This is a genomic window from Rhodopila sp., assembly GCF_035548235.1.
In the GTDB taxonomy this organism is placed as follows: domain Bacteria; phylum Pseudomonadota; class Alphaproteobacteria; order Acetobacterales; family Acetobacteraceae; genus Rhodopila.
This window is the reverse complement of sequence record NZ_DASZTJ010000271.1, coordinates 1-13,558: the sequence shown is the minus strand read 5'-3', so window position 1 is coordinate 13,558 and position 13,558 is coordinate 1. Positions and strand designations below refer to the sequence as shown.

Annotated in this window: 15 protein-coding genes; 10 read left to right on the top strand and 5 right to left on the bottom strand. The window is 67.8% G+C overall.

Going from position 1 to position 13,558, the window contains the following annotated elements; translation table 11 throughout:
- Nucleotides 1-1,706: 1,706 nt before the first annotated feature.
- The gene (locus VHB27_RS21755; RefSeq protein WP_325604526.1) at nt 1,707-2,075 is read right to left on the bottom strand and encodes a GxxExxY protein; all 369 of its coding nucleotides are present in this window, start codon (nt 2,073-2,075) and stop codon (nt 1,707-1,709) included.
- Nucleotides 2,076-2,198: 123 nt separating this feature from the next.
- Here VHB27_RS21755 and moaD point away from each other — a divergent pair, with 123 nt between their 5' ends.
- Nucleotides 2,199-2,462, top strand: coding sequence for a molybdopterin converting factor subunit 1 (gene moaD / locus VHB27_RS21750; RefSeq protein ID WP_325604524.1), 264 nt, complete (start codon nt 2,199-2,201; stop codon nt 2,460-2,462).
- A gap of 56 nt (nt 2,463-2,518) precedes the next feature.
- Nucleotides 2,519-3,355 carry a TauD/TfdA dioxygenase family protein gene (locus VHB27_RS21745; protein WP_325604522.1) on the top strand — a complete coding sequence of 279 codons (837 nt, stop codon included), beginning with the start codon at nt 2,519-2,521 and terminating at the stop codon, nt 3,353-3,355.
- Here VHB27_RS21745 and VHB27_RS21740 read toward each other — a convergent pair whose 3' ends face one another.
- Nucleotides 3,356-4,801 carry a PLP-dependent aminotransferase family protein gene (locus VHB27_RS21740; protein ID WP_325604520.1) on the bottom strand — a complete coding sequence of 482 codons (1,446 nt, stop codon included), beginning with the start codon at nt 4,799-4,801 and terminating at the stop codon, nt 3,356-3,358.
- Nucleotides 4,802-4,913: 112 nt separating this feature from the next.
- Between VHB27_RS21740 and VHB27_RS21735 the strand changes: the two genes are divergently transcribed.
- Nucleotides 4,914-5,288: a DUF983 domain-containing protein gene (locus VHB27_RS21735; protein ID WP_325604518.1), complete on the top strand. Its 375-nt coding sequence runs from the start codon at nt 4,914-4,916 to the stop codon at nt 5,286-5,288.
- 9 nt (nt 5,289-5,297) lie between these two features.
- Here the strand turns inward: VHB27_RS21735 and VHB27_RS21730 are convergent, their stop codons facing one another.
- Entirely contained in the window at nt 5,298-6,215 is a 918-nt protein-coding gene (locus VHB27_RS21730; protein ID WP_325604516.1) for a DMT family transporter, read from the bottom strand.
- Between the two features lie 78 nt (nt 6,216-6,293).
- Between VHB27_RS21730 and VHB27_RS21725 the strand changes: the two genes are divergently transcribed.
- Entirely contained in the window at nt 6,294-7,655 is a 1,362-nt protein-coding gene (locus VHB27_RS21725) for a UdgX family uracil-DNA binding protein (protein ID WP_325604515.1), read from the top strand.
- A 136-nt stretch (nt 7,656-7,791) separates the two neighbouring features.
- On the opposite strand, the gene VHB27_RS21720 is transcribed toward VHB27_RS21725, so the two are convergent.
- Nucleotides 7,792-8,181 (bottom strand): MerR family transcriptional regulator, encoded by a 390-nt coding sequence (locus VHB27_RS21720; RefSeq protein WP_325604513.1) that lies wholly within the window; start codon nt 8,179-8,181, stop codon nt 7,792-7,794.
- A 71-nt stretch (nt 8,182-8,252) separates the two neighbouring features.
- On the opposite strand from VHB27_RS21720, the gene VHB27_RS21715 reads away from it, so the two are divergent.
- Entirely contained in the window at nt 8,253-8,918 is a 666-nt protein-coding gene (locus VHB27_RS21715; RefSeq protein ID WP_325604511.1) for a cation transporter, read from the top strand.
- Between the two features lie 115 nt (nt 8,919-9,033).
- The gene (locus tag VHB27_RS21710; protein WP_325604509.1) at nt 9,034-9,834 is read left to right on the top strand and encodes a hypothetical protein; all 801 of its coding nucleotides are present in this window, start codon (nt 9,034-9,036) and stop codon (nt 9,832-9,834) included.
- Between the two features lie 256 nt (nt 9,835-10,090).
- On the opposite strand, the gene VHB27_RS21705 is transcribed toward VHB27_RS21710, so the two are convergent.
- Entirely contained in the window at nt 10,091-10,810 is a 720-nt protein-coding gene (locus VHB27_RS21705) for an ATP-binding protein (RefSeq protein WP_325604507.1), read from the bottom strand.
- A 281-nt stretch (nt 10,811-11,091) separates the two neighbouring features.
- Between VHB27_RS21705 and VHB27_RS21700 the strand changes: the two genes are divergently transcribed.
- From VHB27_RS21700 to VHB27_RS21685, 4 genes are all read left to right on the top strand, one after another.
- Nucleotides 11,092-11,943 (top strand): sterol desaturase family protein, encoded by an 852-nt coding sequence (locus VHB27_RS21700; protein WP_325604505.1) that lies wholly within the window; start codon nt 11,092-11,094, stop codon nt 11,941-11,943.
- Nucleotides 11,944-12,104: 161 nt separating this feature from the next.
- Nucleotides 12,105-12,716, top strand: a complete 612-nt coding sequence (locus tag VHB27_RS21695) for a sigma-70 family RNA polymerase sigma factor (RefSeq protein ID WP_325604503.1) — start codon at nt 12,105-12,107, stop codon at nt 12,714-12,716.
- Between the two features lie 2 nt (nt 12,717-12,718).
- The gene (locus tag VHB27_RS21690) at nt 12,719-13,198 is read left to right on the top strand and encodes a hypothetical protein (RefSeq protein WP_325604500.1); all 480 of its coding nucleotides are present in this window, start codon (nt 12,719-12,721) and stop codon (nt 13,196-13,198) included.
- Nucleotides 13,199-13,208: 10 nt separating this feature from the next.
- Nucleotides 13,209-13,558: periplasmic heavy metal sensor (locus VHB27_RS21685; protein WP_325604498.1), on the top strand; the 350-nt coding region annotated here is incomplete at its 3' end.

Sequence of the window (13,558 nt, the reverse complement as noted above, 5' to 3'; positions counted from 1 at the left end):
CTTTTGTATGGCGGGGTTCGGTGTTTCCCGTCTTGGATCGGGTTTTTGCGTTGTCCGTGTGGTGGGTTTCGCACGGAGACGGCCGCGGGCGGCCTTGTCGGAGTGCACGGTGTTCACGGAGGGGGGAGGTGCTGGCGCTGGCGACACTGCCGATGGGTTGGGGTGTTGGAATGAGAGGGGGCTGTTGATCCAAAGAGGTCGCCCAACAACCACAGTGTGTGCGCGGCAAGCGGACATGGCGGCCGGTCGCTTGCAACTCAGAGATGGATGGGAAGCTAACATGCGGTGACAGCGCTCAATACAGATCCCCATGACCTGACGCTTACGTCGCTATTTCGTATATGCTGACCAGAACCCGAATTTTTGCATAATCAGGTAACGTGCAAGAGATTGCACATTGTGAGCGTCATACGCTGTCAAGCTTTGGGTGGCATTTGTAAATCGATGCGTCGTCGTTGAACTTCTCAGCCAACTAGCCAGTGCGAGAGCTTCGATAGGTTCGATATACACGTCGCGAACAACACCACCGGACCAGCTAGGCCGGCCGCCCGACGGCGGGGGCCGCCGTTTCTCTATGAGAGTTTTCGTCCCTCGCAGGGTCCATATGCATTTCTCTAGTAAATCGATTCCAGATTTGCGGAGCCTTGCTTCGAGATCTCCTCTTACCTTCGGGTTCCATGTGCCGTCCGGCATCTTAGATGGATTACCTTGGCTTGCACGAATCTCAAGTCCAAGCTCCTCGATTGCTGAATAGGCAAGCGTGACTGCGTCGGCAAAATATACATGATAAATCGGATCACTTTGGACGCCAAAAGACTTGGAGGGGTATCCAGGATGAAGGTCCATTATACTGGGAGATGACGAACGGTAGCTTAGAGCGAGCTTATGCAACGCATACATGGCGTGATGATCTCTACTCACGCGACTGGCAAGTTCACAGGCATCCAATAGACTACCTCTGCTTATGAATGAGCTCGTCCGGAGCGGAGTCCCAGCTTGCCGCACGTCTATACTAAGGGGCTCGGGACAAGCCTCAATGGATCCATCAAGCGCAGCCGCTGCGGAAATCAATAAATTTAGAGCCTGTGTGGCTCCGGAACGAGTGCGAGATCGAATTAGGATTTCTTCGTCGAAGAAGGTAACTTTGTTCTCCAATGTTGAGACTAAAGTCGGTGTATGGCCCCGCTCTTTCAAAAGCTCAGACGAGCGCCGATGAATGTGCTCTCGCGTTCCGACACACACTCCAGATTTCTTCTCAAACGACCATGAAGCGCCAACAGACTTGAAAGCGTGCCCAGGTGGGTCGGTCGCGAAAATGGTGGTATGAAAAAGAGGCATCAATCCTCCGGATATAACCCTAGATCTTAAGCGGCCGATCCGGGACGAACTCACGATTCGGCTCTGAATTTAATCGACGTTTGCATACTCACCGAATCTGCCCACTACTATTGCTATTGGTCCACTTTGGTGGACTCCGGAAGTCGCTAGCCCCTACATCAATGCTGGCTTACCTACTCGCTTGCTCCAAATCTGCAGGTCAGATCTCGGCCCATGGCTGCCGGGCGGACAACGTCCGCTTATTCTTGGGTGCGGCAGGAAGCCGTCTATCTGCCCACCCAAACCACCCATCCCAGCATCACCAAGCCCGGCATCATCCCGATGCTCCCGCCGCGGCATCAACTCACCCCAAACCCCGCCCAACGCCCTTACACGACAAACCGCCGCAGCCCATCCACCAACCGCGTCTCGTTAAAGTTCAATAACAACCCAACACGCAGACCACTCATGCGCAGATAGGTCCGAAGCTGCACCTCATGGACCGGCAGAATGGCGGCGACGGCCTTCACCTCGACGATCACCGTCCCGTCGACGACAAGGTCCGCACGGAACCCGGTGCCGACGTCCTCCCCCCGATACATCACCGGCACCGGAACCTGCCGCTCAAACCGTACGCCGGCCCTGTGTAGCTCAAGGCAAAGGCACCGCTCATACACCGTTTCCAGCATCCCCGGCCCGGTATGCCGATGCACCGTGATCGCCAGCCCGATCACCTGTTCCGTCAGACGCTCCGCCACCAACACAGTCCCGCCTCCGTGACCACCGTGACCTCACGCCTTCTCCGTGCGAAATCCTAACAAAGCCTGAACGCCCAACCCGCGCCCCTCCCAGCCCGCCCCGACCCCGCCTATACTCCCCGCATGCCCAAACCCCTCACCATCCTCTACTTCGCCTGGCTGCGCGAGCAGATCGGCACCTCCCGCCAGGACCTCCCGCTCCCCGCCGGCGTCACCACCGTCGCCGGCCTGATGGCGCATCTCGCCGCCCAGTCCCCCGCGCACGCCGCCGCCTTCGCCCCCAACCGCAAGGTCCGCTGCGCCGTGAACCAGGAATTCGCCACCCCCGACACCACGGTCGCCCCCGGCGACGAGGTCGGCTTCTTCCCCCCCGTCACCGGCGGCTGACTTGCCGGACCGGCCCCGCCGGTGCATCGTCCCCGCAAAACAGCGGAGGACGCCTCATGGCCTACGAAACCATCCAGGTTAACCCGGTCACCCCCACCATCGGCGCCGAGATCGCCGGCATCGACCTCCGCCGTCCGCTCGGCAACCAGCAGTTCAAGGAGGTGCACGACGCGCTGATGGCGCACCAGGTGCTGTTCTTCCGCGACCAGGACCTGACCCTGGACGAGCACAAGGCGTTCGGCCGCCTGTTCGGCGAACTCGCCATCCACCCGAACGCCGCCGCGCCCGAAGGCCACCCCGAGATCCTGCCGATCCACGCCGACGCCAACTCCAAGCGCATATCCGGCGAGCGCTGGCACTCCGACGTGTCCTGCGATCCGGAGCCGCCGATGGGCTCGATCCTGAACCTCAAGACCATCCCGCCGATGGGCGGCGACACGATCTTCGCCAGCATGTACGCGGCCTATGACGCGCTGTCGGCGCCGATGAAGGCGTTCCTGGGCCAGTTGACCGCGATCCATGACGGCGGGCCGAACTACAGCCGCACCAACCGGCTGCAAGGTATCCAAAGCAACAAAGTGTTCCCGCATGCCGAACACCCGCTGATCCGCACCCATCCGATCACCGGCCGCCAGGCGATCTTCGTCAACCCGGTCTTCACCGTCGGCATCAAGGACCTGCCCGAGGACGAGGCGAAGGCGATCCTCGAATTCCTCTACGAGCACTGCAACAAGCCGCACTGGCAGGTGCGCTTCCGGTGGGCGCCGAACAGCGTCGCGTTCTGGGACAACCGCTGCGTCCAGCACATCGCGATGTGGGACTACTTCCCGAACGTCCGGTCCGGGTTCCGCGTCACGGTGAAGGGCGACCGGCCGTTCTACCGGCCGCACTGATCAGACGACGACGGCGAACCCCTCGGCCCGCATCGCCGCGCGCACGGCGTGCAGCGCGGCGTGCAGGGACGTCCGGTCCGCCGCCGCGCCGAGGCTGATCCTGACCGCGTTCGGCGCCTCATTCCCCACTGCGAACGAATCGCTCGGCGCCACCGACAGCCCGCGCGCGCGCATGTGCTCGCTGAAGGCGATGCGGTGCCAGTGGGACGGCAGGGCCAGCCAGGCGTGCGGCCCTTCGGGGTGGGCGCGGAAACTGCCGGCGGGCAGCACCTCGCGGAGGATCGCCTGCCGGGCGGCCAACTCGTCGCGGATGCCGGCGCGCAGGGCGGCGGCGTCGCCGGTGCGGATCATGTCCGTCGCCACCGCCATCATCAGCGGCGACGGCATCAGGGACGTGGCGCGGATCGCCGCCTCCATCCGCATCGCGGCGTCGGCGTCCGGTGCGACCGCGTGGGCGATCCGCAGGCCCGGGGACAGGCATTTCGACAGCGTGCCGAGGTAATAGGCCGGCGCGAACGTCGCCAGCGCCGGCAGCGGTGTCCGGGGCAGGGCGCCATACGCGTCGTCCTCGATCGCCGGCACGCCGTGGCGCAGCAGCACCTCCGCGACCGCCCGCCGCCGGCCCTCGGGCCACGTCGTCGTGGTCGGGTTGTGGATGGTGGGCGTGCAATACAGCGCCTTGGGCGTCAGCGCGCGGCACGCGGCGTCCAGCGCGTCGGGCAGCGGCCCGTCCTCGTCCGCCGCGACGGGCTGCAGGCGCAGCCCGTGCTGTGCCGCCGCCGAGCGGAAGGGCGGGTAGGCGAGGGGTTCCGTCAGCACGACGTCCCCCGGCCGGGTCAGCAGCGCCAGGATCGCCGCCAGGGCGCATTGGACCCCGGCGCAGACGCGGACTCGCGCCGTTTCGACCTCGCCCAGCACCGGGCGCAGCCAGGCGGCCCCGGCTTCCTGGTCCCGCGGACCGCCGCCGCCCAACTGGTAGGCCATCAGGGCGGCGGTGTCGGTGTGGCGCAGCAGGTGGTCCAGCCGCTCCAGCAGGATCTGGCGCAGGGACGGGGAAGCGGGGACCGGCGGCGTGTTCATGCTCAGGTCGATCCTGGGGGCTTCCCTTTGGAGGGCGTCCCCTCGGGCTTCCCCTCTGGCTTCCCCTCTGGCTTCCCCTTGGGCCTCGTCCGCTGACGGAAGCGGATCGCCGGCCGGCACCCGCGCGCCGCGGACGAAGGTGCCCCGCCCGACGGTGGCGTCGATCAGGCCGCGCCGCCGCGCCTCGGCATAGCCGCGAGTGATGGTGGTCAGGTCGACGTCCAGCACCGCCGCGAGTTGGCGCTGGGGCGGAAGCCGGTCGCCCGGCCGGATCTCGCCGGCCGCGACGGCGGCGGCGATGGCATCGGCGACGGCCAGGTACAGCGGCCCCGCGCCGCGGTGGAAGCGGTGCGGCCAAAATTGCATGGACTTATTGTCAGGCAATGCTTGCATCGGACGGCCATTTCCATACATTATCCGCATGTAGCACAGATATTGTATGCATACAATCATCGAGCGGGCTGGAAAGGATCTCCCCATGAGCACCAACCGATTCTGGACCGGAGTCAACCGCGGCCTGCATCGCCGCTGCCCCAATTGCGGGGAGGGCGCGCTGTTCCGTGGCTTCCTGGCCATCGAGCCGGAATGCCCCCATTGCGGCGCCAACAACGCGGCGTATCCGTCGGACGACCTGCCGCCCTACCTGACCATCGTGATCGTCGGGCACATCATCGTGCCGCTGTTCATGTGGACGGACCATGCCTTCGTCCCGCCCATCTGGGTGCAATGCGCGATCTGGCTGCCGCTGACGGCGCTGCTGACGCTGGCGCTGCTGCCCTTCGTGAAAGGCGCCGCCGTGGGCCTGTGCTGGGCGACCGGCACCGTCCGTCCGCAGGCCGGGGTCCGCGGCTGACCCCTGCCGTCAGTTCGGCGCTCGGGCCAGCCTGGGCATCGGCAGGCGCGACAGGGACGCCAGCAGGATGCCCGCGGCGATCAGCATGATGCCGACGGCATGGTAGGCCCGGAACTGCTCGTGCAGCAGCAGCACCGCCAGCACGCTGCCGAACAGCGGCATCAGGTGCATCGACTGCCCGGCCGGGCCGGGACCGGCCAACTCCAGCCCGCGGTTGAACAGCAGATAGGCGACGAAGGACGGCAGGACGGCGATATAGGCCATCGCCAGGTAGACCGGCCAGCCGCCGTGGAAGGACACGCCCCGCGTCCACTCCCACGCCGCGAAGGGCAGGATCTGGACCGACCCGATGCCCATCGCCGCCACCAGGAACGACAGCGGATGCACCGCGGGCCGCTTGCGCGCCATGACGCAGTAGACGGCATAGACGGCGATCCCCGAAACGATCCAGACATCGCCCGGATTGATCGTCAGGCTGGCCAGTGCCTGCAGGGACCCGTGCCCGGCGATCGCGGCCACGCCGGCCAGCGATACCAGCACCCCCGCCGCCTGGCGCAGCGTCGGTACGTCGCGGAAGATCAGGAAGGCCCAGACGATGATGATCAGCGGCGCGGACGATTGCAGCAGCAGCAGGTTCAACGCGGTCGTGCCGGTCAGCCCGATATAGGACATCGTGTTGTATGACGCGATGCCGGTCGCGGCCAGCAGCAGCATCATCGCCCAGTGCCGGCGGATCACCGGCAGGTCGTGCATCAGCCGCCGCCAGGCGAAGGGCAGGGCGAACAGGAACGCGCCGGTCCAGCGCACCCACGCGAGCGTGATCGGCGGCACGTCCCCGGAAATGCCGCGGGCGAGGACCACGTTCAGCGCCCAGAAAAAGTTCGCCCCTGCCAGGACGGTCCAGGCCGATTGCCACATCGCGCGCATCGTCTTTTATCCTGCGGGTGCGTTGGGTGAGGGTGCACCCTAGCGAACAGCGCCCACCAGGGAAGTTGTCTGAACCGTATGCCACATATCGCCCTTCTGCATGAGACCGATTGGTCCGGCTGGCGTCAGGCCGCTCGGCATCTCGCCCTGGCCAATGTCGAGCCGGACGACGTCACCTGGTCCGTCGGCGGGACCGGGGACGAACTGCCCGAGGCCTCGGGCGGCTTCAGCCTGCCGCGCGCGCTGGTCGATCTGGCGGCGCTGGCGATCCAGGCGCGGGAAAAGGAACGGTTCGGGCTGTTGTACAGCCTGGTCTGGCGGGCGCACGGGGGCGAGAAGGTCATCGACGACACCACCGACCCGGACCTGGTGCTGGCCCGCCGGCTCGCTTTGTCGGTGCGGGCCGAGGCGCACCGGATGCGGACCAGTCTCCGCTTCATGCCGGTCGAGGCGGCGGACGGCCGGACCAGGCAGGCGCCGCGCTACCTCGGCTGGTACGCGCCCCTGCATTTCGTCCTGCCGGCGAACGCCCAGCTTATCGCGCGGCGGTTCCCCGACCTGACATGGTCGATCGTGACCCCGGACGGCGCCGCGCATTGGGGCACATGGAGGAACCCGCAGGAGGGGAATACGCAGGAAGGGAACCCGCAGGAACTGCGCTTCGGCGCGGGCAAGCGGTCTATCGAAGATGACGCGACCTTGCGTGCCTGGTGGGACCAATTCGGCGCGGACCTGCTGGCCGACGCCACGCCCGGCACATCGGTCCCCGAGGCCGAGGCGCTGGACGAACGTCCGCGTCCCCCGGACCTGCCGCCCCTGGGACCCGTGGTGGTGGAGGGGGCGCGCGACCCGGTGCTGGCCCGGACGGCCCGCGAGGCGATGAACTGCGAACGCTGCCCGCTCTACGCGCCCGCCACCCAGACCGTGTTCGGCGAGGGACCGCGCGGCGCCGGCGTGATGTTCATCGGCGAGCAGCCCGGCGACCAGGAAGACGTCATCGGCCGCCCCTTCGTCGGCCCCGCCGGCCAGGTGATGGACCGAGCGATGGAGGAGGCGGGGATCGACCGGCGCACGGTGTATGTGACGAACGCGGTGAAGCACTTCAAATTCACCCCGCGCGGCAAGCGCCGCATCCACCAGAACCCCGACGTCAGCGAGATCGAGGTCTGCAATTTCTGGCTGGACAAGGAACGCGAGGCGGTGCGGCCCAAGCTGCTGGTGATCCTGGGCGGGTCGGCGGCGCGTGCGGTGATGCGGCGCGCGGTCACCATCTCCCGCGAACGCGGCCGGCCGATCACGCTGCCGGACGGCCAGATGGCGTTCGTCACGGTCCACCCGTCCTATCTGCTGCGCCTGCCGGACGAGGCCGCGAAACGGCGGGAATACGCCGCGTTCGTCCGGGACCTGCGGGCGGTGGCGGAGTTGATGGCGGCGATGTGACAGGCCGGGCCCGCCGTCCGAGGGCGCCTTCCGTTCGGATGGGGCGTCCCGGCGCGGACATCCGGCGCGAAGACCTCGAAACCCGCACGTCGCGCGCCCCCTCGGGATGGACCTGGAAGGGCGCCTCGGCACACGCTCACCCGGGCGCGAGGGCTTCCAGGATGCGGCACTCGGCGATCGTGCCGTGGCGGCATTGCCCGATCAGGGATTCCAGTTCCCGCCGCAGCGCGTCCAGGTCGGCCAGCTTCCGCGCGACCTCGGCCAGGTGCGCGCGGGCGATCACGTCCACGGCGTCGCAGGACCGGTCCTGCTGGTCCGCCAGGTCCAGCAGCGCCCGGACCTGCTCGATCGAGAAGCCGAGATCGCGGGCGCGGCGCATGAACACCAGGCGCCGGACATGCGCGGCGGAATAATCCCGGTAGTTGCCGGCCGTGCGGGGCGGCGCCGGCAAAAGGCCGATGCGTTCGTAATAGCGGACCGTTTCGGGCTTGGTATCGGCCGCGCGGGCCAGTTCTCCGATGTTCATGGGTCCTCCTTGACCCTGTAGCGACTACAAGGTCCATATCATGGGCCGTCGCAATCCGCCGAGGCACCTGCATGGCCTGCTGTCACGAATCCGCCTGTTGCTCCTCCCAGGCGTCCGCCGAGGCGTTGAACAGCCCCCGCTGGCGGCGGGCGCTGTGGATCGCGCTGGCCCTCAATGCCGGGTTCTTCGTGGCGGAGATCGTGGCCGGCGCCGCCGCCGGTTCGGCGTCGCTGCAGGCCGACGCCCTGGACTTCTTCGGCGACGCGGCGAACTACGCCATCAGCCTGGGCGTCGCGGGGATGGCGCTGACATGGCGGGCGCGCGCTGCCATGGCGAAGGGCGGCACGCTGCTTGCGTTCGCGGTCTGGGTCCTGGCCAGCACGGCATGGCACGCCGTCCAAGGCACGCTGCCGAGCGCCGAGGTCATGGGGGTGGTCGGGGTCGCCGCGCTGGTCACCAATGGTGCCGTCGCCGTCATGCTCTACCGCTTCCGCTCGGGCGACGCGAACATGCGGTCGGTCTGGATCTGCTCGCGCAACGACGCGGTCGGCAACCTTGCCGTGATGCTGGCGGCCATGGGCGTTTTCGGCACCGGGACGGGCTGGCCGGACATCGTCGTCGCCGCGATCATGGGCGGGCTTGGCCTGTGGGGCGGCTGGCAGATCGTCAGCCAGGCACGCCGCGAGCTTCGCTTCGCGATGTCGCCCCTTCGGCTGGCGAAACTGCCCGCCGCGTGAAAGCGGCACGCGTTCCTGACACGACGCTGTCAGGAGCGGTGCGATACAGAGCGGGACCGTTTCTTTCTCCAAGGTAGCTCCGCCTCCAAGGTAGCTCCGCCTGAGTCGCGAGGCCATGCCGGCGATGCTGTTGCTGAAGCTGACGCTTGCCCCACTCCTTGTTGCTGCCGCCACGCTCGTGACCCGGACGTGGGGACCAAGGGTCGGCGGCTTGCTGATGGGCCTGCCGCTCACGACGGGGCCGATCTTCCTGTTTCTGGCGATCGATCACGGGCCGCGCTTCGCCGCCAGGGCGACGGTCGGCATCCTGTGCGGCCTGATCGGGCTCGCGGCCTTCGCCGTCGGGTATGTGGCCGCGTCCGGCCGGGCGGGATGGCGCCGCTCCTATCCCTTTGCCGCCGTGCTCTTCCTTGTCGTCTCGATCGTTGCCAGCCGGCTGGGAGACGACGTGATCGTCGCGGGCCCGGCGGCCTGGCTCGCCTTGGTGCTTGCGACGGTCCTGATACCCAGGCCAAGGCGGGACATCGTCGGCGTGGCGCCGCCCTGGTGGGACTTGTGGGTTCGCATGGCCGTGGTCGCCGCCCTGACGCTGGCCCTGACGGCGGTGGCGGGGACGCTGGGCCCCACGTTGAGCGGGATCGTCGGAACCTACCCGATCGCACTGACCGTCATTGTGACGTTCACCCATGCCCAACTCGGCCGGGACGCCATCGTGGCCATGCTTCGGGGCAGCACCCTGGCCTGGACCGGCTTCGCAAGCTGTTTTCTCGTGATTGGCGTTTCGATCGAGGCCTTGGGCATTTCGGCGTCAATGGGTCTTGGGGGCCTTGCTGCCGTGGTGACGTCGGCCCTGGTGCTTTGGATAGACCGCGGCCTGGCGCGAACCGCCCTCCGTCGCGCCGTGCGGGAACTCTGATCCGTGCGGCACGTGCCGGTCGGACCGGACGCCGTCGTTCCGGAGCTTGCAAAGGGGCTTTCACAAGATCGACCTTGTGAAAGGAAAACGTGAGGCCGGATCCATGCCGGTGAGGCCGAGCGGGTCCTTGCCGTGCTCGACAGCCTGTCCGACGCCACCTTTACATGACGGCTGGTACATGACGATCGGCACATGACGGCCGGCACGTGAGCGCCGGCGGCCTCGTGCGGCGACACGATATACCCCCGACCCGCAACTACCCGAGTGACGGAATGGACATCGTCGCCAGCGTCCATCCCCCGGTCCGCAGCAGCGTCACGCAGCCGCCATGCGCCCTGGCGAGGCCGGCGATGACCGCGCTTCCTTCCCCGACGGCGTCCTCCGGCGGCCCCCAGCCGTCGTCGCAGACCTGCAGCCTGACGCTACCGGCGACGGACGTGTGCAGGGATATCGAGATCGTCCCCACCAGGCGCAGCCGCATCCCGTGCAGGACCGCGTTGCCGATCATCTCATGAGCGACCTGCAGCACCACCGGCGCCAGCCGTTCGGGACAGTCCCCGACAAGCTCGATCTCGGTCCGGATGACCTGGACGTCGTCGCTCAGCAGTTCGATCGTCGCTTGCATCAGCGCCTGCAGCCGGTGGTCGATCGGACCCGGCTGCGCGGTCAGCCCGAACAGCGCATCCGAGATGCGCGCCGACAGGATGATCCGGCGCTGCACGGCTTCCGCCAATGCGGCGCCGGCGGCGGTGCGGTGCAGTTCCATCTGCTCGCACTGGGCGATGATGCGTTGCAGGGCGTTCTTGGTCTGGTGGCGTAACAGCCGGAACGCCAGCGGGGACGTGTCCGCGGCATCGGCCGCGAAACGCAGGCGGTCGGCAGGATGATCCCGGTCAGCGGCGGAATAAGCCAGCGACAGCGTCTTCGTGTCGCCCCGCGAGAATGCCTTCATGCCGCCCTGCGACAATGCCTTCATGCCGTGATGCCTCATCGTTGGAACGCCCGACCGCATGACGGGCGGTCCCGGATGGGCGGCCCCGGATGGGTGGCTCCGGATGGGCGCCGGCTGCCTGCCCGCCGTCCGCCATCCGCCGCCGTCGTCATGGCTGATACGCGGCAGGCGCGGCGATGCGACACCCCGTGGGCATGTGCGGCCGGCTTCGCCGCGGCCGACGTTCGAACAAGGGGGGGCGGGGATCGGTCGCATCGTATCACCGCCGGCCCGCGATGCAGGGCTTCCACGTTCGGAGACATCAGATGTTCCCCCACCGCGCCTTCGTCGGTTGGTTCTCTCTTTTCATCCTCGTATCGGTCGCGTTCGAGATCGGATGGTACCTGCTGGTCCTCAGGCGCGCCTATCCGTGGCCGGAGATGCGCACCAGCATCGCCATCTTCATCATGCGCATGCCGGTGAAGCTGATCGTGCCGGTGATCACCGCGCCGGTGGTGTATTTCCTGTGGACCCACCGCATCGCCACGGTTCCCCTCCATACCGCCTGGGGCCTGGCGCTGCTGTTCCTCGCCGAGGAATTCGCCTATTACTGGATGCATCGCGCGGGACACGAGGTCCGCTGGCTGTGGGCATCCCACGTCGTTCACCACACGCCCGAGCAAATCCATCTCGCGAGCGCGTTCCGGATCGGCGTCACCGAGTTCCTGTCCGGCAACTGGCTGTTCTTCCTGCCGCTCTTTGTCCTGGGCTTCAATCCGGCCGCGGTGGGTGCAATGCTCGCCGTCAACCTGTTCTACCAGTTCTGGCTGCACACCGACCTGGTCGGCCGGCTTGGTCCGCTGGAATGGGTGCTCAACACGCCGTCACACCATCGCGTGCATCATGCCTCGAACGCGGCGTATCTCGACCGCAACTACGGCGGCATCCTGATCGTCTGGGACCGGATCTTCGGCACCTACGCCGAGGAAAGGCCGGGGACGCGGATCGTTTATGGCCTGGTCCATCCCATCGGCACGCTCAACCCGATCCGGATCACCTTCCACGAATGGTTCGCGATGGCCCGGGACGCGAGCCGAGCGCGGACCTGGCGCCAGCGGCTGGCCTGCCTGTTCGGCCGCCCGGGGGCAGTCGCCGGGCGGCCGGTGCCGGCGGAATGACGGGTCGGGGCATGGGCGTCGCGCGGTCGCCGGGATTCGCCGGCCGCCGCGGGGGATATGTCGCGGCCGGCCCGTATCAGTCGGCTACGGCACCGATGGCGAGGCTGACGCGCATGAGCGGGGGACATGTGGCAGGATCATGGGCGGAAACCTGGTGGGGAGTGTCTGCCGCGGATGTGACCAAGGACGTGAACCCGTCCGTGCGTAGACCGCGTGCCTATGCCGAGGCGGCGGACGAGGCGCTCGTCTCCTGGTCCGCCGACGGCGACGGGCGGGCTTTCGACGAGATCGTCAGGCGCCACGGCCCTTTTGCGCTGCGGCTGGCGGCCAGGATCGCGCCGGATCGGCTGGCCGCCGAGGATATCGTGCAGGAGGCGATGGTGCGGGCCTGGAGACAGTCCGGCCGTTTCGACCCGAAACGTGCCCGGTTCCGGACCTGGCTCTACCGCATCGTCGTCAACCTCTGCATCGACCGGCGCCGGCGCGTGGAGCCGGACGCGCTGCCGGACGCCTTCGACGCCGCCGACCCCGGCGCCGCGGCGGATGAGATCCTGGCCGCCGAGGAGCGCGGCGTCGCCCTCGCGGCGGCCCTGCGCGTCCTGCCGGCCCGGCAGCGCGCGGCGATGACGCTGGTTTACGATGAGGGCCTGTCCGGCGCGGAGGCCGCCCGTGTCCTCGGCCTCTCGGCCAAGGCCGTCGAACGGCTGCTGGCGCGGGCTCGGGCGGCGCTCCGCGAGCAGATGGGCGCGGACCATGATTGGAAGGAGGGCTGACGATGCTGTCGCTCAAGCGTTTCACGTCGCTCGCGAACAGCTACGGCGCGGATCCGGCGCGCTGGCCTGCGGAGACGCGGGCGGACGCGCAGGCGCTGATCGCGGCTTCGGCCGAGGCGCGCGCGGTGCTTTCGGCGGCGCGGGCGGAAGATGTCATGATCGGCGCCGCCCGGCGCCGGGAAGAGGCCATGCTCTGGCGTCCGGGCGAGCAGGATGCGGCCCTGGCGCGGCTGCGATCGGGCGTCGCGGACCGCATCGCTGCCTCGCCGTCCCCGCGGCCGGGACAAGCCCGGCATGGCTGGGGTATGGTGTCGGACGGCAGCTTGTTGCGGATGCAACTGGGATGGTTCGGCCTTGCCGCGAGCGGCGGGTTCGCCGTGGCGGCGGGCCTCCTGATCGGATCGCTTTTCTCCGCGGCGCCCAACCCAACCGATCTGCTCGCCGTGTTCCAGGCGACGCCGATCCATATCATCGTGGACTAGAACGGACGTCATGGCCCAAACCCAAGCGCGCGCACGTGGATGGCACCGGATCGCCCTGCCGGCCTCGATCGTGCTCAATCTCTTCCTGGTCGCACTGATCGGGGCGCACCTCTTTCGCGTCGAGCACGCGCCGACGGCGGCGGAAAGCCCGTTGGCGCGCGCGCTCGCGAATGCCGAAGCGAGCCTCTCGCCCACCGACGCGGCCGCGTTCCGGCAGGTCCTGCGAGGCGATGCACAGCGCTACGCGGGCGCGGCGATGCGGCTTTCGGCGGCCCGCGACGCGGTGCGACGGCAGATCGTCGCGGAGCCTTTCGATGCCGATGCCGTGCGCCAGGCGCTCGGGCAGTGGAGGGCGGCGGT

Coding starts and splice junctions, on each gene's coding strand:
- moaD (WP_325604524.1), top strand. CDS start 2,199: ATGCCCAAACCCCTCACCATCCTCTACTTCGCCTGGCTGCGCGAGCAG.
- VHB27_RS21745 (WP_325604522.1), top strand. CDS start 2,519: ATGGCCTACGAAACCATCCAGGTTAACCCGGTCACCCCCACCATCGGC.
- VHB27_RS21740 (WP_325604520.1), bottom strand. CDS start 4,801: ATGCAATTTTGGCCGCACCGCTTCCACCGCGGCGCGGGGCCGCTGTAC.
- VHB27_RS21735 (WP_325604518.1), top strand. CDS start 4,914: ATGAGCACCAACCGATTCTGGACCGGAGTCAACCGCGGCCTGCATCGC.
- VHB27_RS21730 (WP_325604516.1), bottom strand. CDS start 6,215: ATGCGCGCGATGTGGCAATCGGCCTGGACCGTCCTGGCAGGGGCGAAC.
- VHB27_RS21725 (WP_325604515.1), top strand. CDS start 6,294: ATGCCACATATCGCCCTTCTGCATGAGACCGATTGGTCCGGCTGGCGT.
- VHB27_RS21720 (WP_325604513.1), bottom strand. CDS start 8,181: ATGAACATCGGAGAACTGGCCCGCGCGGCCGATACCAAGCCCGAAACG.
- VHB27_RS21715 (WP_325604511.1), top strand. CDS start 8,253: ATGGCCTGCTGTCACGAATCCGCCTGTTGCTCCTCCCAGGCGTCCGCC.
- VHB27_RS21710 (WP_325604509.1), top strand. CDS start 9,034: ATGCCGGCGATGCTGTTGCTGAAGCTGACGCTTGCCCCACTCCTTGTT.
- VHB27_RS21705 (WP_325604507.1), bottom strand. CDS start 10,810: ATGAAGGCATTGTCGCAGGGCGGCATGAAGGCATTCTCGCGGGGCGAC.
- VHB27_RS21700 (WP_325604505.1), top strand. CDS start 11,092: ATGTTCCCCCACCGCGCCTTCGTCGGTTGGTTCTCTCTTTTCATCCTC.
- VHB27_RS21690 (WP_325604500.1), top strand. CDS start 12,719: ATGCTGTCGCTCAAGCGTTTCACGTCGCTCGCGAACAGCTACGGCGCG.